The organism is Pseudomonas sp. P7548 (assembly GCF_013386585.1).
Taxonomy (GTDB): Bacteria; Pseudomonadota; Gammaproteobacteria; order Pseudomonadales; family Pseudomonadaceae; genus Aquipseudomonas.
This window is the reverse complement of the sequence record NZ_JACARO010000059.1, coordinates 55531-72535: the sequence shown is the minus strand read 5'-3', so window position 1 is coordinate 72535 and position 17005 is coordinate 55531. Positions and strand designations below refer to the sequence as shown.

General features: G+C 61.5%; 22 protein-coding genes. 11 read left to right on the top strand and 11 right to left on the bottom strand.

All coding sequences use genetic code 11. The annotated features are described in order from the left end of the window. Positions 1 to 58 precede the first annotated feature (58 nt). The 4 genes from HX803_RS22580 to HX803_RS22565 all read right to left on the bottom strand — a co-directional run bounded on the left by HX803_RS22580 (position 59) and on the right by HX803_RS22565 (position 2949). Positions 59 to 961, bottom strand: a complete 903-nt coding sequence (locus tag HX803_RS22580; RefSeq protein WP_178923651.1) for an alpha/beta fold hydrolase — start codon at positions 959 to 961, stop codon at positions 59 to 61. Next, positions 961 to 1743 (bottom strand): class II aldolase/adducin family protein, encoded by a 783-nt coding sequence (locus HX803_RS22575; RefSeq protein WP_178923650.1) that lies wholly within the window; start codon positions 1741 to 1743, stop codon positions 961 to 963. The genes HX803_RS22580 and HX803_RS22575 overlap by 1 nt, the downstream gene beginning before the upstream one ends. Before the next feature lie 143 nt (positions 1744 to 1886). Continuing rightward, positions 1887 to 2573 (bottom strand): LrgB family protein, encoded by a 687-nt coding sequence (locus HX803_RS22570; protein ID WP_178923649.1) that lies wholly within the window; start codon positions 2571 to 2573, stop codon positions 1887 to 1889. Beyond that, positions 2563 to 2949 carry a CidA/LrgA family protein gene (locus HX803_RS22565; protein WP_178923648.1) on the bottom strand — a complete coding sequence of 129 codons (387 nt, stop codon included), beginning with the start codon at positions 2947 to 2949 and terminating at the stop codon, positions 2563 to 2565. Before HX803_RS22565 ends, HX803_RS22570 begins: the two co-directional genes overlap by 11 nt. Positions 2950 to 3048: 99 nt before the next feature. On the opposite strand from HX803_RS22565, the gene HX803_RS22560 reads away from it, so the two are divergent. Continuing rightward, positions 3049 to 3945 carry a LysR family transcriptional regulator gene (locus tag HX803_RS22560; RefSeq protein WP_178923647.1) on the top strand — a complete coding sequence of 299 codons (897 nt, stop codon included), beginning with the start codon at positions 3049 to 3051 and terminating at the stop codon, positions 3943 to 3945. Here the strand turns inward: HX803_RS22560 and HX803_RS22555 are convergent. Beyond that, positions 3926 to 4381: a flavodoxin gene (locus tag HX803_RS22555; protein ID WP_178923646.1), complete on the bottom strand. Its 456-nt coding sequence runs from the start codon at positions 4379 to 4381 to the stop codon at positions 3926 to 3928. The genes HX803_RS22560 and HX803_RS22555 overlap by 20 nt on opposite strands. Positions 4382 to 4509: 128 nt before the next feature. Between HX803_RS22555 and HX803_RS22550 the strand changes: the two genes are divergently transcribed. Together HX803_RS22550 and HX803_RS22545 are read left to right on the top strand one after the other, a co-directional pair. Beyond that, complete coding sequence (locus HX803_RS22550; protein WP_178923644.1) at positions 4510 to 4977, top strand: PAS domain-containing protein; 468 nt, start codon at positions 4510 to 4512, stop codon at positions 4975 to 4977. 56 nt (positions 4978 to 5033) lie between these two features. After that, complete coding sequence (locus HX803_RS22545) at positions 5034 to 5639, top strand: hypothetical protein (protein ID WP_178923642.1); 606 nt, start codon at positions 5034 to 5036, stop codon at positions 5637 to 5639. Between the two features lie 2 nt (positions 5640 to 5641). On the opposite strand, the gene HX803_RS22540 is transcribed toward HX803_RS22545, so the two are convergent. Continuing rightward, complete coding sequence (locus HX803_RS22540; RefSeq protein ID WP_178923640.1) at positions 5642 to 6598, bottom strand: MerR family transcriptional regulator; 957 nt, start codon at positions 6596 to 6598, stop codon at positions 5642 to 5644. Between the two features lie 212 nt (positions 6599 to 6810). Between HX803_RS22540 and HX803_RS22535 the strand changes: the two genes are divergently transcribed. The 6 genes from HX803_RS22535 to HX803_RS22510 are packed head-to-tail and all read left to right on the top strand — an operon-like array spanning position 6811 to position 9746. Further along, positions 6811 to 7371 (top strand): antibiotic biosynthesis monooxygenase, encoded by a 561-nt coding sequence (locus tag HX803_RS22535; protein WP_178923637.1) that lies wholly within the window; start codon positions 6811 to 6813, stop codon positions 7369 to 7371. A 56-nt stretch (positions 7372 to 7427) separates the two neighbouring features. After that, complete coding sequence (gene folM / locus HX803_RS22530) at positions 7428 to 8138, top strand: dihydromonapterin reductase (protein WP_178923635.1); 711 nt, start codon at positions 7428 to 7430, stop codon at positions 8136 to 8138. 20 nt (positions 8139 to 8158) lie between these two features. Next, positions 8159 to 8719, top strand: coding sequence for a GTP cyclohydrolase I FolE (gene folE / locus HX803_RS22525; RefSeq protein WP_176996954.1), 561 nt, complete (start codon positions 8159 to 8161; stop codon positions 8717 to 8719). Between the two features lie 2 nt (positions 8720 to 8721). Continuing rightward, positions 8722 to 9093 carry a dihydroneopterin triphosphate 2'-epimerase gene (gene folX / locus HX803_RS22520; RefSeq protein ID WP_003176029.1) on the top strand — a complete coding sequence of 124 codons (372 nt, stop codon included), beginning with the start codon at positions 8722 to 8724 and terminating at the stop codon, positions 9091 to 9093. A gap of 22 nt (positions 9094 to 9115) precedes the next feature. Then, positions 9116 to 9412, top strand: a complete 297-nt coding sequence (locus HX803_RS22515; protein WP_178923633.1) for a DUF1244 domain-containing protein — start codon at positions 9116 to 9118, stop codon at positions 9410 to 9412. Beyond that, complete coding sequence (locus HX803_RS22510) at positions 9405 to 9746, top strand: HopJ type III effector protein (RefSeq protein WP_178923631.1); 342 nt, start codon at positions 9405 to 9407, stop codon at positions 9744 to 9746. The genes HX803_RS22515 and HX803_RS22510 overlap by 8 nt, the downstream gene beginning before the upstream one ends. A gap of 183 nt (positions 9747 to 9929) precedes the next feature. Here the strand turns inward: HX803_RS22510 and trxB are convergent, their stop codons facing one another. Next, positions 9930 to 10892 (bottom strand): thioredoxin-disulfide reductase, encoded by a 963-nt coding sequence (trxB, locus tag HX803_RS22505; protein WP_025858049.1) that lies wholly within the window; start codon positions 10890 to 10892, stop codon positions 9930 to 9932. A 281-nt stretch (positions 10893 to 11173) separates the two neighbouring features. Between trxB and cysZ the strand changes: the two genes are divergently transcribed. Beyond that, positions 11174 to 11941: a sulfate transporter CysZ gene (gene cysZ / locus HX803_RS22500; RefSeq protein ID WP_178923629.1), complete on the top strand. Its 768-nt coding sequence runs from the start codon at positions 11174 to 11176 to the stop codon at positions 11939 to 11941. 54 nt (positions 11942 to 11995) lie between these two features. Continuing rightward, a complete protein-coding gene (locus tag HX803_RS22495) occupies positions 11996 to 13174 on the top strand; it encodes a glycosyltransferase family 1 protein (protein WP_178923627.1) in 1179 nt (392 codons plus the stop codon). A 336-nt stretch (positions 13175 to 13510) separates the two neighbouring features. Here HX803_RS22495 and HX803_RS22490 read toward each other — a convergent pair whose 3' ends face one another. The 4 genes from HX803_RS22490 to proB all read right to left on the bottom strand — a co-directional run bounded on the left by HX803_RS22490 (position 13511) and on the right by proB (position 16944). Then, a complete protein-coding gene (locus tag HX803_RS22490) occupies positions 13511 to 14614 on the bottom strand; it encodes an NADH:flavin oxidoreductase (RefSeq protein ID WP_178923625.1) in 1104 nt (367 codons plus the stop codon). Positions 14615 to 14761: 147 nt separating this feature from the next. Further along, positions 14762 to 15244, bottom strand: coding sequence for a glutathione peroxidase (locus HX803_RS22485; RefSeq protein WP_178923623.1), 483 nt, complete (start codon positions 15242 to 15244; stop codon positions 14762 to 14764). Between the two features lie 101 nt (positions 15245 to 15345). Next, positions 15346 to 15810, bottom strand: coding sequence for a CreA family protein (locus HX803_RS22480; RefSeq protein WP_058425718.1), 465 nt, complete (start codon positions 15808 to 15810; stop codon positions 15346 to 15348). Positions 15811 to 15825: 15 nt separating this feature from the next. Then, positions 15826 to 16944 (bottom strand): glutamate 5-kinase, encoded by a 1119-nt coding sequence (gene proB, locus HX803_RS22475; protein WP_178923621.1) that lies wholly within the window; start codon positions 16942 to 16944, stop codon positions 15826 to 15828. Between the last annotated feature and the right edge of the window lie 61 nt (positions 16945 to 17005).

Below are 17005 nucleotides of genomic sequence, written 5' to 3'. Positions count from 1 at the left end.
CAATAAAGTCGCCCGAGGCTGAATGGTGCTCGATAAGGCAGCGGGATGATTGTGCCGCTCAGGAATAGGCAACCCGAGGCGCCGGATGGCCAATACGCTCGCGAAACGCCAGGTAATGCTTGAGCACCTGCACCGGCGCCTCAATCTGCGGGTAGTGGCCGATGCCTGCCAGCAGCACCGTGTCAGCGTGCGGTACCAACTGGTGATAACGCTCCACCATGTGCGCGCCGGAGATCGGGTCGACCTCACCGTCGATCACCCGCAAGGGCACGTCGCCACGCTGCATCGCCGCGACCCATCGCTCGCGCTGGCGACGGCGCTGGGGAATATAGGCGATCAGTTTGTGCAGGATGCGCGTGCCGTCGTTGCAGTGGATCAGGCTCCAGAAGTCATCCAGGGCGCTTTCGCTGGGCCGGGTGTGGGGCCCGAAAATCTGGCTGAAGCTGTCCGACAACGCGTTGCGCCCAAAGGCGCGACCGATCATCCAGCCCAGGGGGCTGAGCAGCAGTTTCTGTACCAGGGCCGGGCGATGGGTTTCGGGAAACAGGCCGCCGTTGAGGAACACGCAACTGGCCATCTGAAAGCGACCCTCGTAATGCCGCGCCAGCAATTCCTGGGCAACGCTGTCGCCGTAATCATGGGCCAGCACATGCACCGGCTGCTCCACCCGCAGGTGTTCAAGCAAGGCTTGCTGCAAATCGGCCTGTTCCAGCAGGCAGTAGTCGTGATCCAACGGCTTGGCGGATTCGCCGAACCCCAGCATGTCGCACGCGATCACCAGGTTGCGCTGGGCCAGGGGCTGCCACAGGTAATGCCAGTCCCAGCTGGCGGTGGGAAAGCCGTGAATCAACAATAGCGGTTCGCCTTGCCCGGCCACCCAGTAACGGATCGTGCGGCCACGGAAGTCGAAGGCCTGGCTGCGCTTGCGCCAGGCTCTGAGCGGGATCTCGGCGAGTGGCATCAGCTTTTATACCCCGGGTCTTGGCTGTCCAGCTTACGCAGCAACGCCGGCCAGGCCAGCGCGCCTCCCATACCTTGGGCGCTCTTTGTGACAGCCGCCACCATCGCCTTGGCCCCGGCCAGGATCTGCGGCCCGATGGCAATCAACTCGGCCCCGCCGTTTTGCGCCAGCACCTGGATTTCGCAGGCGCGCTGGAAGGTGAACATCATCAGGAAAGAGTCGGCAATGCTGCTGCCGCAGGTGAGCAAGCCGTGGTTGTGCAGCATCAGGAAGCTGTTTTCGCCCAGGTCGGCCTGCAGGCGGGCTTTCTCTTCGTGGTTCAGCGCCACGCCTTCATAGGCATGATAGGCCAGGCTGGACAGCACGAAGATCGATTGCTGGCTGATCGGCAACACGCCCTGCTTCTGCGCGGCGACCGCCACACCTGCTGCGGTGTGGGTATGCAGTACGCACGTCACATCGTGGCGCACTTCATGGATGGCGCTGTGGATGGTGTAGCCCGCCGGGTTGATCTCGTAGGGGCTGTCCATCAGCTTGTTGCCGGCCTGGTCCACCTTGACCAGGCTCGACGCCGTGATCTCATGGAACATCAGCCCATAGGGGTTGATCAGGAAATCATCGGTGCCCGGCACCTTCGCCGAAATATGGGTGAAGATCAGGTCGTCCCAGCCATGCAGCGCCACCAGGCGATAGCAGGCTGCCAGGTCGACACGGGCTTGCCATTCGGCAGCGCTGACCTGGTCTTTGACATTCTGTGGCGTTAGAACGGGGGCTAGGCTCACGGCAATGACCTCCTTGGCGCACTTCTTAATTATTGTTTTTTTCGGTGATGAGCCAGTCTAGTCAGACACCCCGGCCACCGTAGTTGCCTTGGCAGCCAGCTTGATGACCGTGCGAGTCAGTCAGAAGAATAGTCCAAATGGCGTCAGAGAAGCGCCGCCAATAAAGGCACGGCGAACAGGTTGAGCAGCCCGGTCAGCACCATCACCAGGCCCGCCACCGAACCCTCTTCGCCGCCCACTTCCCGCGCCCGGCTGACGCCTGCGCCATGGGCACCCACGCCAAACAGGGCACCCCGCGCCAGTGGTGTGCGCAACGGCAACCACTTGAGCAGCACGCCGCCGAGCATGGCGCCGAACACACCGGTGAACATCACGAACACAGCGGTGAGTTCCGGCACGCCGCCGAGGTCGGAACTCACCGGCATGGCAAACGGCGTGGTGATGGAGCGCGGTACCAGGGACATTGTCACCGAGCTGTCCAGCGCCAGCGCCTTGGCCAGGCCGAACGAGGTGGCGATGGACGCCGCGCTGCCCGCGATCATCCCCAGCAGCAACGCCGACCAGTGGCGTGCCAGCAACCGGCGCTGTTGCCAGATCGGCACGGCGAACGCCACGGTGACCGGGCCCAGTACCAGCATCAGCCAATGGGTGTCGGCGGCGTATTCGGCGTAGGCCGTTTTCATCGGCACGGCCACCGCCAGCAGCAACACCGGCACCAGAATCAATGGCGACAACAGGTAGCGCCCGGTGCGGCGGTAGATCCAGCGGCTGAAGATGTAGGCACCCAGGGTCAGGGCGAGCCAGAACACCGGCATCAGCTCAAGCTTCACGGCGCATTCTCCAGCGGCACACCAGCTCGACGGTAAACGCGGTCACCAGCATCACCGCCAGCGTGCTGAAGCCGATCACCAGCAGGATGCGCCAGCCGTCGTTGAGCAACAGGCCGCCGTAATCGAGCAGGCTCATCAAGGCCGGGATAAAGAACAGCAGCATCTCCGCCATCAACACCCCGGCGCCCAGTTGCAGGGCCGCCGGCTTGACCAGCCCACTGGCGAAGGTCGCCAGCAACAGGCCCAGGCCCACTACGCCGCCCGGAATCGGCCAGGCCAGCCATACGGCCAGTTCACACCCCAACAGGTAGATAGCCAATAGCACGACCAACTCCGCCAGCAGACGACCGAGGTGTTTGAAGGTGAAACGTTTCATGGGCTTGGGTTCCTCGCAGAACGCCATTTTAAAGAGGCCATGCCCATCCCCACAGCGAATTGTTAGACTGCCAACTATTCCAATCTGGAATCACGCCCCATGGAATTCAAACAGCTGCGCAGCTTTGTCGAAGTGATCCACCGTGGAGGTTTTACCCAGGCCGGTAGAACCCTGCACATCAGCCAATCGGCCGTCAGCAAACAGGTCGCGCAGTTGGAGGAAAGCCTGGGCACTCCCTTGCTGGAGCGCACCGGCTCGCAGATCCGCCTGACCGCCGCCGGCGAGGTGGTGCTGCAGCTGGCCGAGGCCATGCTGCGCCTGCAGGCCGAGTTACTCAGCGAACTGGATGACATGCAGCAACTGACCCGCGGCGAGTTGCGCCTGGGCCTGCCGCTGTTGGCGGGAGACACGTTGTTTGCCGGGCTGTTTGCCGAGTACCGCAGGCGCTACCCGAACGTCACCATTCAATTGCTGGAGGGTGGCAGTCGTACGATCGAGCAGGCGATCCTCAGCGGCGAGCTGGACGTGGGTGGCAGCCTGATGCCCAGCGACCCGGCCTTTGCCTGGCAAGCGTTCTGCGATGAACCGCTGGATGCCTTGCTGCCGATGGACCATCCCTTGGCGGACAATGCCCAGGTCCGTCTTGAGGAATTGGCTGACACGCCGTTCCTGATGTACCAGCGCAGTTTTGTGCTGAACGATCGGCTGATGCAGGCCTGCCAGCAATTGGGTTTCACCCCGAAGGAAATCGGCCGCAGCGGGCAGGCAGATTTCCTCGTGGCGCTGGTGGCGGCCGGCCAGGGCGTGGTGTTGCTGCCCAGTGTGGTCGCCCGTGGGCTGGTGCGACCAGGGGTGGTACGCCTGACGCTCAAGGCGCCGGAGTACCTGCGCTGGGACATCGCCTTTATCTGGCGTGAGGGAGCCTATCTGTCCAAAGCCGCCCAGGCCTGGCTGGCGTTGCTGCGCGAGTTTCCGGTCAGCCGCGCAGTGCAGTGACCAGCTCCGCCAGCCACGGCTCGGCGTCAGCTTCGGGGGTGACGCTTTCGCTGGCGTCCAGGCGCAGCATTGGCAGCACTTCGCGCACACCCAACTCGCCGAACAGCTCGCGCATTTGCTCGCCGCCTCCGCAGAAGGTATCGCCATAGCTCGCATCACCCAAACCGATCACCGCGCCTGGCAGGCCACGCCAGGCGGCAGGCAACTGGTCGCGGATGGACGAGTACAGCGGTTGCAGGTTGTCAGGCAACTCACCCATGCCGGTGGTGGAGGTCACTGCCAGGAACGCCTCGGGGGCGAAAGCCTGCACGTCGGCCAAGGTCGCACGCGGGTTGTGCCAGGCGTCAAAGCCGGCGGCCTTGAGGATGCCGGCGGCGTGGCGGGCGACTTCTTCTGCGGTGCCGTAGACCGAGCCGGAAAGGATGGCGACTTTCATCAATCTGATCCTGTAGTTGAGCGAAAGCGTGGGATATTAACAGCTGGCGCAAATATTTCGGCGTGTACCGTGCAACATTCAAGGCGTGCCATAAACTCCACATTCCAGAACTCGCCATAGAACGCTCAATGATCAACGCCCACCTGATGCAAATGGTCATCAACGCCTCCAACGACGGGATTGTCGTCGCCGAACGGGAAGGCAAAGACAAACCGCTGATCTACGTCAACCCGGCTTTCGAACGGATGACCGGCTATGACCTGGACGACATCCTGTACCAGGACTGCCGCTTCCTGCAGTCGGGCGACCGAGACCAGCCGGCCCTGATGGCCATTCGCGAGGCCCTCGACAGCGGCGGCAGTTGCCGGGAAATCCTGCGCAATTACCGCAAGGACGGCACCCACTTCTGGAACGAGCTGTCGATTTCGACGGTTTTCAACGAGACCGACAAGCAGACTTATTTTGTGGGCGTGCAAAAAGACGTGACCGCCCAGGTCAGGGCACAGCAGCGCGTTGCACAGCTGGAAGCACAGGTGGCCGAGCTGAAAGAGCAGGTGGCCGCCCTTCAGGCGACGAGTGGAATCAACAAATTGTAGAAAACGCGGTCTTTAGAGCGATAATGGCTTTTTAATGTCTCACCGTGAGCACCCTCATGCATCGCGACGCTCTACTGACCCAGGACGAACTGGACTTTATCCAGAACATGCAGCACAACCCGCAGCTCAACTTGCGGGACGCATCGTCGAGCCTGACCGTCAACGGCGGCGCGCAGATTCGTGATTTGCTCACCCGGCTGGCCGCTCACGACCACCTCACCATCCAGGCCCAATTCGACAACCAGCAACTGACCTTTCCCCTGCATCTGGTGGAAGATGAGTTTCACGCGGTGCATTTGCGCCTGGGCGTACCCAGCATCTTCGAAGACGGGCCCATGATCCGTCCGTGGCGCCTGGCACTTGAAACACCGGTGGCACTGGAAAACGTCAGGGGCAGCCCTGGCGCGCTGTGGGTGCATGAAGTGTCATTCAAGGGGGTGCTGGTGGAAATCCGTGGCCGGATCAAACCGCCAAAATCCTTTTCCCTGTGGTTCAGCCCGTCCGGGTACGAGCGTATCGCGCTGCGCGGCACGCTGGAGCGGGAAACCGCCCGCGGCTTGTTCGCTTACCGCCTGAGCCAGGGCGACGCGGATGAAACCGAGCGCCTGCGCCAGTTCATCCTGCACCAGCACCGCCTGGTGCATCCACAAGTCCACGCCTGATATCAGGTATCCAGCCGGCCGCCGAGAAACTGCTGCAAGCGACGCGGCATCAGCCGTGCGTCATTGCCCAGACAGCCAATCGACGACCCGTTCAAGCTCGTTTCTGCCAAGTCTGATGCATCACCGGCCAACAGCAACGGGCAATCCAGGGTCATGGCAAGGCGCTTGAGGCGCGACGGCAATTCGCTGCCTGGGAAACGATTGGAAAACAGCACCAGAGCCTGAGGCCGGGTCTTTTCGCAGACCAGCGTCAGCTCATCGAAGGGCTGACCAACCCCCAGGACTTTGACCGCGAGGCTTTCCGTCGACATCAACAAGCCTGCAACCAATAACTCCAGCTCGCGGCATTCCCCGGCGATGGCGGATAACAACACCCTGGGCGCAGGCGTTGCCGTCGCCATTTGTAGGCGTTGCGCGGTACGTGAACGCAGGAAGTTGTCGAAGAACAGCCATTCGCTGGCCTGGCCGAAGCCACCGTGGTGACGCAGCAGTTGTTGCCACAGCGGCATCAGGATGTCCTGGAACACCACGGCCATGGAGTAGGCCGAGAAGATCTGGCCGTATAGGCGGTCAAGCTGGCGGTCATCGAATGCGCTGATGGCCTGGCGCAATTGCACTTGCCATTGGCGCCACTCCAGCTCGGTATCGGCACGCGAAGCGCTGATCGGCTGGCTGCTGGCGTCATCTCGCGCGAGGATCTTGCCCACCTTGCTCACCGCGACGCCGCGCTCGATCCAGTCGAGGATGCGATGAACGGTGTCGATATCGGTGCTTGAGTACAACCGATGCCCACTTTCGGTGCGCACAGGCTGGATCAACCCATAGCGTCGCTCCCAGGCACGCAGCGTGACCGGGTTTACGCCGGTGAGCCTTGCGACTTCGCGAATTGGAAACAACACCACATCGTCAGCCTGGCTGTCTTGTGTGGTTTCACGCTGTGGGGCAATGATTTCGGGCATCAGAGGTCGGAAAGATCCGTGCAAATGTGGATCCTATTTAACGCCCATTGCCGTCGCCGGTTCAAGGTCTGCGGCGATCTGTCCGAAGTCTCTGGCGTATTTGGATAAAACAGGAATAATCCTTGCCTGTTTTTACGTGGCAGCCCCACCCGGCCGCTACGTTCGTGCGCCGCCTACCCGGCCCAGCGCACCTGATTACTCGGAGATACACAATGTCTACCTCACCCGTCACCCTGATGGTTGCGCGCCGCGTGGCCAAAGGACGCTATGAAGAATTGATGACCTGGCTGCGCGAAGGCGAGCAACTGGCCACCGACTTCCCCGGCTACCTGGGCTCAGGCGTGCTCGCACCGCCGCCCAACGACGACGAATTCCAGATCATTTTCCGTTTTGCCGACGAGAAAACCCTGCATGCCTGGGAGTTTTCCGCCTCCCGCAGCGCCTGGCTGGACCGAGGAAGCGAACTGTTTGCCGACCCGTCCGAGCATCGCGTGAGCGGCATCGATGGCTGGTTCGGCGCCGCAGGCGCGCGACCGCCGCGCTGGAAGCAAGCCGTGGCGATCTGGCTGGCGTTTTTCCCGGTGTCGCTGATTTTCAACTTTGTACTGGGCCCGTTGCTCGGCGAGTTGGACCTGCTTCCCCGCGTACTGGTCAGCACCCTGGCGCTCACGCCACTGATGGTTTACCTGTTCATTCCGCTGTCGACTCACCTGCTGGCCAACTGGCTGCATCCCGCCCCCACACCGCGTAAGGCCACCGAAGCCGCCGCGTGAGTACAGGGGGCCCGGTCGCTGGTATGATTTGAGCCTGCCAGCGAATCGAGCCCCCCATGACTGCAACAGACGCCCCGATCCTGATCACCGGTGCCGGCCAGCGTGTCGGCCTGCATTGTGCCGAGCGCCTGCTGGATGACGGCCACTCGGTGATTTTCAGCTACCGCAGCGAACGCCCCGGCGTACACACCCTGCGTGAGCGGGGAGCGGTGGGCGTGTTTGCCGATTTCTCCAGCGAGGCCGGGATCCTGGCCTTCATCGCTGAGCTGAAGACTCACACCGACAGCCTGCGCGCGATCATCCACAACGCCTCGGCGTGGGTTGCAGAAGCCCCAGGCGACGAGAGTCGCGCGTTCAGCGACATGTTCAGCGTGCACATGCTTGCGCCCTACCTGATCAACCTGCATTGTTCACCCTTGCTGCAACGCTCGACACCGGCGGACATCGTGCACATCAGCGATGACGTGGTGCGCAAGGGCAGCCGCCAGCACATCGCCTACTGCGCCACCAAGGCCGGGCTCGACAGCCTCACGTTGTCGTTCGCCGCGCAGTTCGCGCCGCTGATCAAGGTCAACGGCATCGCCCCGGCGATGGTGATGTTCAACGAGGGCGACGACGCGGCCTACCGCGCCAAGGTGCTGGCCAAATCGGCCCTGGGCATCGAGCCCGGGCCCGAAGTGATCTACCAGAGCGTGCGTTACCTGCTGGATAACCCTTATGTCACTGGTACCACCCTGACCGTCAACGGCGGGCGGCATATCAAGTAAGCCGTTTGTGAGGATGTTGTATGACCTTGTCCCTGCCCCAACACTACCGCGAGATCCTCAAAAGCCTGGGCGAAGACCCGGAGCGCGAAGGGTTGCTCGACACGCCCAAGCGCGCCGCCAAGGCCATGCAGTACCTGTGTCATGGCTACGAGCAGAACCTGGAAACCATCGTCAACGGCGCGCTGTTCACCTCCGACAATGACGAGATGGTGATCCTCAAGGACATCGAGCTGTATTCGCTGTGCGAGCATCACCTGCTGCCCTTCATCGGCAAGGCTCATGTGGCCTACATTCCGACAGGCAAAGTGCTGGGCCTGTCGAAACTGGCGCGCATTGTCGACATGTACGCACGGCGCCTGCAGATCCAGGAAAACCTCACGCGGCAAATCGCCGACGCCATCCAGAGCGTCACCCAGGCGGCCGGTGTGGCGGTGGTGATCGAGGCGCAGCATATGTGCATGATGATGCGCGGCGTGGAAAAACAGAATTCAACCATGAACACCTCGGTGATGCTCGGCGCGTTCCGCGAGTCGAACACCACGCGCATGGAGTTCCTGCAACTGATTGGACGGAGCAAGTAGCAATGCCACAACTTCAACCAGGCATGGCGCGCATCCGGGTCAAGGACCTGTGCCTGCGCACATACATCGGCATCAACGAAGATGAGATCCTCAACAAGCAGGACGTGCTGATCAACCTGACCATCCTGTATGCCGCGCAGGAAGCCGTGCGTGACAACGATATCGATCACGCGCTGAACTACCGCACCATCACCAAGGCGATCATTGCCCACGTCGAAGGCAACCGCTTTGCCTTGCTGGAGCGCCTGACCCAGGAACTGCTGGACCTGGTGATGAGCAACGAGTCCGTGCTGTATGCCGAAGTCGAAGTGGACAAGCCCCATGCGCTGCGCTTTGCCGAGTCGGTGTCGATTACCCTGGCGGCCAGCCGCTAACCCCTGAACCTGCGTGAGCCCTATGAACGATCAACAACGCCTCGAACTCGAAGCCGCCGCCTTCCGCCGGTTGGTGGCGCACCTGGACAGCCGCAAGGATGTGCAGAACATCGACCTGATGAACCTCTCGGGCTTCTGCCGCAACTGCTTGTCCAAGTGGTACAAGGCCGAGGCCGACGAACGCCACATCGAGCTGAGCCTCGATGACGCCCGCGAAGTGGTGTACGGCATGCCGTACGCCGAATGGAAAGCCCACTATCAGAAAGAAGCCAGCGCCGACCAACAGGCGGCGTTTGCCAAAGGAAAACCCCATGACTGACTTGAACACCCTGCGCGCCAGCCTCAACAGCGGCGAACACGTTTTTGCCGACACCCTGGCGTTTGTCGCTGCCGGTTACGACTACCAGCCGCAAGCGTTCACCAACGGTCCTGTGGATAACGCGGCCGGGCAGAACGAAGGCTCGTGCAAGACCCTGGGCCTGGCGTTGCTGGAAGGTTTGAACGACCAGGAAGCGCTGCTGGCGTTTGGTGAGCATTATCGTTCGGTGGTGGCCACGCCGGAAGGCAGCGACCATGGCAACATTCGTGCGTTGATCGCGCACGGCCTGGCCGGTGTGAAGTTCACTGCACAGCCACTGACCCGCAAATTCTGAGTCAGACATAGATAAAAATGTGGGAGCGGGCTTGCTCGCGAAAGCGGTGGATCAGTCGACTTATTCGGTGACTGACACTCAGCATTCGCGAGCAAGCCCGCTCCCACATTTGAACTGCGGTGATCATCAAATCACGCGCATAAAAAAACCGGCCTCTCAGCCGGTTTTTTTATTTCAACGGGTTTAGAACGCAGCGTCCTTCAACCCATCGAGGTAACGCTCGGCATCCAGGGCTGCCATGCAACCGGCGCCGGCCGAGGTAATGGCTTGGCGGTACACGTGGTCAGCCACGTCACCGGCGGCGAAGATGCCCTCGATGTTGGTGGCAGTGGCGTTGCCTTCACGGCCGCCCTGCACCACCAGGTAGCCGTCTTTGGCTTCCAGCACGCCTTCGAACAGCGACGTGTTCGGGGTGTGGCCGATGGCGATGAACACGCCGTCGACTTTCAGTTCGTCGAAGCTGCCGTCGTTGTTTTTCAGGCGGGCACCGGTCACGCCCATGTTGTCGCCCAGGACTTCGTCCAGGGTGGCATTGAGCTTGAGGATGATCTTGCCTTCAGCGACACGGGCGTGCAGCTTGTCGATCAGGATCTTCTCGGCACGGAAGGTCTCGCGGCGGTGAACCAGGGTCACGGTGCTGGCGATGTTGGCCAGGTACAGTGCCTCTTCCACGGCGGTGTTGCCCCCGCCGACTACGGCGACCGGCTTGTTGCGGTAGAAGAAACCGTCGCAGGTTGCGCAAGCGGAAACGCCCTTGCCCATGAACGCTTCTTCCGATGGCAGGCCCAGGTAGCGAGCGCTGGCGCCGGTGGCGATGATCAGGGCGTCACAGGTGTAGACGCCGCTGTCGCCGGTCAGGCTGTAAGGCTTCTTGGAGAAGTCGACCTTGTTGATGTGGTCGAAGACGATCTCGGTTTCGAAGCGCTCGGCATGCTCTTTCATGCGCTCCATCAGCACCGGGCCGGTCAGGCCATGGACGTCGCCCGGCCAGTTGTCGACTTCGGTGGTGGTGGTCAACTGACCGCCCGCTTGCATGCCGGTGATCAGCAGCGGCTTGAGGTTGGCCCGGGCAGCGTAGACCGCAGCGCTGTAACCGGCAGGGCCGGAACCGAGAATAATCACTCGCGAATGACGGGTATCAGACATGACTCACTCCTATCGACCACCCGGGCAACAGGGCGGCTGGAATAAAAAAGGACCGCGAAGCACTTGGGGAAGGCTTGAACTCGCACGTCCTGAAAATAATGGGTGCAGCGTATAGAGGGGGGCAAGATTAAGGAAATACGGAATAACAATCCAGCTCATAGGTGGTCTCTATGCAGTCGACCCGGTTGATCGATGGGTTTGTTACTGCTGATGTCGTGACTTTCGCCTGTTCAGCAAAGCCGGTAAGGTCGGCGCGTTCGTCCCTTTGCTCGGAGTTCTCCATGCCCGCCCCTGCTCTTTCTGGCCCGCAATACCTGCGTGAAGGCCTCAAACTGGTGCTGAGCCCTGGCCTGCGCCTGTTTGTGCTGCTGCCGCTGGCGATCAACCTGGTGCTGTTCGTCGGCTTGATCTATTTCGCCGGCCACCAGTTCAGCCTGTGGGTCGACCATTTGATGCCGACGCTACCCAGTTGGCTGGGTTTTCTGAATTACCTCTTGTGGCCACTGTTTGTGGTGCTGGTGGTGTTGATGGTGTTTTTCACCTTCACCATGCTGGCCAACATCATCGCCGCGCCGTTCAACGGTTTTCTCTCGGAGAAGGTTGAGGTGGTGGTGCGCGGCACGGATGACTTCCCAGCCTTCAGCTGGGGCGAACTGATCGCCATGGTGCCGCGCACCCTGGCCCGCGAAATGCGCAAGCTGGGCTACTTCCTGCCACGGGCCATCGGCCTGTTTATCCTGTCGTTCATCCCGGTGGTCAACTTGGTCGCCGCACCGCTGTGGCTGTTGTTCGGCGTGTGGATGATGGCGATCCAGTACATCGACTACCCGGCCGACAACCACAAGCTGGGCTGGAACGAGATGCTCGCCTGGCTGCGCCAGAAGCGCTGGCAGAGCATGAGCTTCGGCGGGATTGTCTACCTGGTGCTGCTGGTGCCGGTGGTCAACCTGCTGATGATGCCGGCGGCAGTGGCCGGGGCCACGCTGTTCTGGGTGCGCGAACAAGGTGCCGAGGCGATGGCACAGCAGAAAAAAGTGACCCCGTCATAAATCCATCATCCCGATGACACAATGACGACATGGCCCACGGTGACACTGTGGGTCATGACGACAGCCTCGCTTCACATCACCCTTATTACCGAAACCTTCCCGCCAGAAATCAACGGGGTGGCCAATACCCTTGGCCGCCTGTGCGAGGGTTTGCGCGCACGCGGCCATCAAGTCGAGCTGGTACGCCCACGCCAGGGCAGCGACCAGAGCCGCCCCAGCGACGACGAATTGCTGCTGTGTCGTGGCTGGCCATTGCCGGGTTACCCCGGCTTGCAATGGGGCCAGTCGTCGATGCACAAGTTGCTCAGGCGCTGGACGCGCCAGCGCCCGGATGTGCTGTATATCGCCACGGAAGGGCCACTGGGACTGTCTGCCCTGCGCGCAGCCAGGCGCTTGGGCATCAGCGTGGTCAGTGGCTTTCACACCAACTTCCAGCAGTACTCCAACCAATACGGCTTGAGTGTGTTGAGCCGGATGGTCACCCATTACTTGCGCTGGTTTCACAACCGCTCGACCTTGACCCTGGTGCCCAGCGCCAGCCAGCGCCTGGAACTGGAGCGCCGGCACTTCGAGCGCTTGGGCATGCTGTCACGCGGTGTGGACAGCCAGTTGTTCCACCCGGCCAAGCGCGACAGTGCGCTGCGTGAAAGCTGGGCCTTGAACGACGAGCAAACCGCTGTGCTGTATGTGGGGCGATTGGCGCAGGAAAAGAATCTAGGGTTGCTCAAGCGGTGCTTCGAGACGTTGCAAGACACCTACCCCATGCGCCAGATGAAACTGATCATCGTCGGCGATGGGCCGCAACGGGCCACCATGGAGAAGGAACTGCCCGAGGCGATTTTCTGCGGCACCTTGCGCGGTGAAGCGCTGGCGCGGCATTACGCATCAGGTGACGTGTTCCTGTTTCCCAGCCTGACGGAAACCTTCGGCAATGTGGTGCTGGAAGCCATGGCGTCGGGGTTGGGAGTGGTGGCCTACGACCAGGCCGCAGCGACCCAGCATATTCGCCATGGCTACAACGGTGTGCTGGCGATGCCCGGGGACGAAGGTGCGTTCTGCGATGCCGCCAACTGGCTGTTGGAAGACGCCGAAAGCCTGCGTCGCATGCGCCTCAATGCCCGGCAACATGCCAGCCGGCAAGGCTGGCCGGCAATTATCGAGCAGTTTGAGCGGCAGTTGCGCGGGGTGTGCGGCGAAAACTTTGCGCTTCCTACGCAGCCTTTCGTGCAATGAAGCGTTAAGTCTTTCCCTATGTTTACATCAGGAACTCCGATAGCGCTGAACGCCAATTATTGATACCTGCGATTCAAGCAGGCTCTTCAATTGACGGAGATACGAAAAATGTCAGCTTATGGAATGGGTGTACGTAATGGCGTCAACATGCCAAACGCCGAATGGGCGCGCCAGCAACACGTCTTGGATAAATCTCGAGCTGAACCCCCTGTCTACGGCCAGCCTGGGCAAGTCGACCCGCATAAAATCGATCGCACTAGAGAGCTGTACAAAGGGCCGCAATATTAACCGCTAAGGCGACAAGACTCCCTGTGCGAGCACAGGGAGTCGAGCCACTTACACCAGGGTCGTCAGCGCTTCACGGCTGAACGGCAGGATGTCACCCTCGCGACCTTCACGCACCTTCAGCGCCCAATCCGGGTCCACCAGCAGGGCACGGCCCACGGCGACCAGGTCGAACTCGTCGTTGTTCAAACGCTCCAGCAGCTTTTCCAGGCTGGCCGGTTGCGCGACCTTGTCGGTATTGACCATGAACTGCAGGAACTCGCCATCCAGGCCGACGCTGCCCACGGTGATGGTCGGCTTGCCGGTGAGCTGACGGGTCCAGCCGGCCAGGTTGAGGTCGGAACCTTCGAATTCGGGCTCCCAGAAACGGCGGGTGGAGCAGTGGAAAATATCCACACCGGCGTCGGCCAACGGCTTGAGGAACTCACCCAGCGCTTGCGGGGTTTGCACCAGGCGTGCGGTGTAGTCCTGCTGCTTCCACTGGGAGAAACGGAAGATGATCGGGAAATCCGGACCGACAGCGGCGCGGGTGGCCTGGATCAGTTCGATGGCAAAGCGCGAGCGGTTGGCCAGGCTGCCGCCGTATTCGTCGGTGCGCTGGTTGCTGCCTTCCCAGAAGAACTGGTCCACCAGGTAACCGTGGGCACCGTGGATCTCCACGCCGTCCATGCCGATACTCTGGGCATCCTTGGCGGCTTGGGCGAAGGCGTTGATCACGTCCTTGATGTCTTGCTGGGTCATGCCGTGGACGACCACGTTGCCGTCCTTGAGCTTTTCCATCGGACCGTAAGCCGGCACGCTGGCATCCGGCTCGGTACCGATACGGCGCACGCTGCCCACGTGCCACAGCTGCGGGACGATCTTGCCACCTTCGGCGTGCACGGCGTCGACCACTTTTTTCCAACCAGCCAAGGCGGCTTCGCCGTAGAAGTGCGGCACGTTCGGGTAGCCATTGGAAGCCGGGTGCCCCACCACCGTACCTTCGGTGATGATCAGGCCCACACCGGCTGCGGCGCGACGACGGTAGTACTCGATGACTTTGGAGTTGGGTACGCCACCCGGGGAGAACGAGCGGGTCATCGGCGCCATCACGACACGGGTCGACAGTTGCAATGCGCCGAGCTGGAAGGGTTTGAACAAGGCTTGCACAGGCATGGGAGCACTCCACGTCAGAGGGATTTATGATGTGGATAATATGGAGAGTGCAGCGTGTTGGATAGCACTATTGATTTGGGTGATTAAGGGGTAAAAGCGGCGCAATCCTGTAGGAGCCGGCTTGCCGGCTCCTACACAGGGATAGTGTCAGCTCAGGGCTTTTTCGATGGCCTGGACGATGGTGGGGTCATCCGGTGCGGTACGGGGAGAGAAACGGGCAAGTACGCGCCCATCCTTGCCCAGCAGGAATTTTTCAAAGTTCCAGGTGATATCGCCTGGAAACTCAGCGCCCTCACCCGCCAGCAAGCGGTACAGCTGATGACGGTCATGGCCATTGACGTCGAGCTTGCTGCCCAAAGGGAACGTCACGCCGTAGTTCAAGCTGCAGAACTCGCGGATCTCCTCTTCGGTGCCTGGCTCCTGGCCGGCAAACTGGTTGCACGGCAGGCCAAGCACGGTAAACCCCTGATCCTTGTATTGCTGGTAGAGGTTTTCCAAGGCCGCGTATTGCGGGGTCAAACCACATTTGGAGGCCACATTCACCACCAGCACAACGTGCCCCTTGAAGGGCGCCAATGGCAGCTCTTGTCCGTCCAAAGCTTTGAGTTTCAGGTCGTGGAAAGCACTCATGACGAACTCCAGATATCCCATGTTCTTCGCATTGCGGCGCTTTGAGATTACAACCCGCAAGCCTGCAATCATAGACGTCGATGACAAAACTCGCCTGCGGGTTACTGAGCGGTCGGCCAGGGCAGAATCGGTATGGCGGTCACCGCATTTTGCGGGCTGCCTTCGATCAAACGGTCGCTGTACACCAGGTAAACGAGGGTGTTGCGCTTCTTGTCGAGGAAGCGCACCACCTGCATGGTCTTGAACACAAGGGAGGTGCGCTCCTTGAACACTTCGTCGCCATCCTTGAGCTCGCCCTTGAAGCGGATCGGGCCCACCTGGCGGCAGGCAATCGAGGCTTCGGCGCGGTCTTCAGCCAAGCCCAGGCCGCCTTTGACGCCGCCAGTCTTGGCGCGCGACAGGTAACAGGTCACGCCGTCGACCTTGGGGTCATCGAAGGCTTCGACAACGATCCGGTCGTTGGGGCCGACGAATTTGAATACGGTCGACACCTGGCCGATTTCTTCGGCCGAGGCCAGCAGTGGCATGGCCAGCAGCAGGCCGAGCAATCCCTTTATCACGCGCATCATGTATTCCTTTGGTTAGACCAGGATCAGGTTGTCGCGGTGGACCAACTCAGGTTCCGCCATGTAACCCAATAATCCGACAATCGCATCGGAAGATTGTCCAATGATTTTCTGCGCTTCCAAGGCGCTGTAGTTGGCCAGGCCCCGGGCGATCTCACGGCCATCCGGCGCAACGCACACCACCATCTCACCACGGCGGAAGCTGCCCTGCACCAGCTTGACGCCCACCGGCAGCAAACTCTTGTTGCCCTGGGACAACGCCGACACCGCGCCATCATCCAGCACCAGGGTGCCACGGGTTTGCAGATGACCGGCCAGCCATTGTTTGCGCGCCGCCAGCATCCCGCGTTCCGGCGACAGCAGCGTACCGATGCGCTCGCCGGCCTTGAGACGGTCCAGCACACGCTCGATGCGCCCACCCACGATGATGGTGTGGGCACCAGAGCGCGCTGCCAGGCGTGCCGCACGCAGCTTGGTCTGCATGCCGCCACGGCCCAGGGCACCGCCGACGCTGCCGGCCACGGCGTCCAGGGCCGGGTCATCGGCGCGGGCTTCGAAGATCAACTGGGCATCGGGGTTGTTGCGCGGGTCGGCGTCAAACATGCCGTCGCGGTCGGTGAGGATCACCAGCAGATCGGCTTCCACCAGGTTGGCCACCAGGGCGGCCAGGGTGTCGTTGTCGCCAAAGCGGATTTCGTCGGTGACCACGGTATCGTTTTCATTGATCACCGGGATGACTTTCAGCTCTACCAGCGCGCGCAGGGTGCTACGGGCGTTGAGGTAGCGCTTGCGGTCGGACAGATCGTCGTGGGTCAGCAGGATCTGCGCCGTGTGGCGGCCGTGCTCGGCAAAGCTGGATTCCCAGGCTTGCACCAGGCCCATCTGGCCGATGGCGGCGGCGGCTTGCAGTTCGTGCATCGCGCTGGGTCGCGCGGTCCAGCCGAGGCGGCTCATCCCGGCGGCAACGGCCCCGGACGACACCAGCACCAGCTCCACACCGGCCTCATGCAAGGCCACCATTTGCTCGACCCAGACGCCCATGGCTGCGCGATCCAGACCTTTGCCATCCGCCGTCAGCAACGCACTTCCGATCTTTACGACCCAGCGCTGCGCACCTGTCACTTTGCTCCGCATCATCTTCAACCTTAGATTGAGGGCTGCGCGACCCAGCGCGGCCCATAACGTTAAACCCGGA

What these genes read in the sequence shown, in the direction of transcription:
- cysZ (WP_178923629.1), top strand. Translation starts at nt 11,174, where the DNA reads ATGCCCGCCCCTGCTCTTTCTGGCCCGCAATACCTGCGTGAAGGCCTC.
- HX803_RS22555 (WP_178923646.1), bottom strand. Translation starts at nt 4,381, where the DNA reads ATGAAAGTCGCCATCCTTTCCGGCTCGGTCTACGGCACCGCAGAAGAA.
- HX803_RS22540 (WP_178923640.1), bottom strand. Translation starts at nt 6,598, where the DNA reads ATGCCCGAAATCATTGCCCCACAGCGTGAAACCACACAAGACAGCCAG.
- HX803_RS22580 (WP_178923651.1), bottom strand. Translation starts at nt 961, where the DNA reads ATGCCACTCGCCGAGATCCCGCTCAGAGCCTGGCGCAAGCGCAGCCAG.
- HX803_RS22550 (WP_178923644.1), top strand. Translation starts at nt 4,510, where the DNA reads ATGATCAACGCCCACCTGATGCAAATGGTCATCAACGCCTCCAACGAC.
- folX (WP_003176029.1), top strand. Translation starts at nt 8,722, where the DNA reads ATGCCACAACTTCAACCAGGCATGGCGCGCATCCGGGTCAAGGACCTG.
- proB (WP_178923621.1), bottom strand. Translation starts at nt 16,944, where the DNA reads ATGCGGAGCAAAGTGACAGGTGCGCAGCGCTGGGTCGTAAAGATCGGA.
- HX803_RS22560 (WP_178923647.1), top strand. Translation starts at nt 3,049, where the DNA reads ATGGAATTCAAACAGCTGCGCAGCTTTGTCGAAGTGATCCACCGTGGA.
- HX803_RS22510 (WP_178923631.1), top strand. Translation starts at nt 9,405, where the DNA reads ATGACTGACTTGAACACCCTGCGCGCCAGCCTCAACAGCGGCGAACAC.
- HX803_RS22515 (WP_178923633.1), top strand. Translation starts at nt 9,116, where the DNA reads ATGAACGATCAACAACGCCTCGAACTCGAAGCCGCCGCCTTCCGCCGG.
- HX803_RS22495 (WP_178923627.1), top strand. Translation starts at nt 11,996, where the DNA reads ATGACGACAGCCTCGCTTCACATCACCCTTATTACCGAAACCTTCCCG.
- HX803_RS22485 (WP_178923623.1), bottom strand. Translation starts at nt 15,244, where the DNA reads ATGAGTGCTTTCCACGACCTGAAACTCAAAGCTTTGGACGGACAAGAG.
- folM (WP_178923635.1), top strand. Translation starts at nt 7,428, where the DNA reads ATGACTGCAACAGACGCCCCGATCCTGATCACCGGTGCCGGCCAGCGT.
- folE (WP_176996954.1), top strand. Translation starts at nt 8,159, where the DNA reads ATGACCTTGTCCCTGCCCCAACACTACCGCGAGATCCTCAAAAGCCTG.
- trxB (WP_025858049.1), bottom strand. Translation starts at nt 10,892, where the DNA reads ATGTCTGATACCCGTCATTCGCGAGTGATTATTCTCGGTTCCGGCCCT.
- HX803_RS22490 (WP_178923625.1), bottom strand. Translation starts at nt 14,614, where the DNA reads ATGCCTGTGCAAGCCTTGTTCAAACCCTTCCAGCTCGGCGCATTGCAA.
- HX803_RS22480 (WP_058425718.1), bottom strand. Translation starts at nt 15,810, where the DNA reads ATGCGCGTGATAAAGGGATTGCTCGGCCTGCTGCTGGCCATGCCACTG.
- HX803_RS22545 (WP_178923642.1), top strand. Translation starts at nt 5,034, where the DNA reads ATGCATCGCGACGCTCTACTGACCCAGGACGAACTGGACTTTATCCAG.
- HX803_RS22535 (WP_178923637.1), top strand. Translation starts at nt 6,811, where the DNA reads ATGTCTACCTCACCCGTCACCCTGATGGTTGCGCGCCGCGTGGCCAAA.
- HX803_RS22565 (WP_178923648.1), bottom strand. Translation starts at nt 2,949, where the DNA reads ATGAAACGTTTCACCTTCAAACACCTCGGTCGTCTGCTGGCGGAGTTG.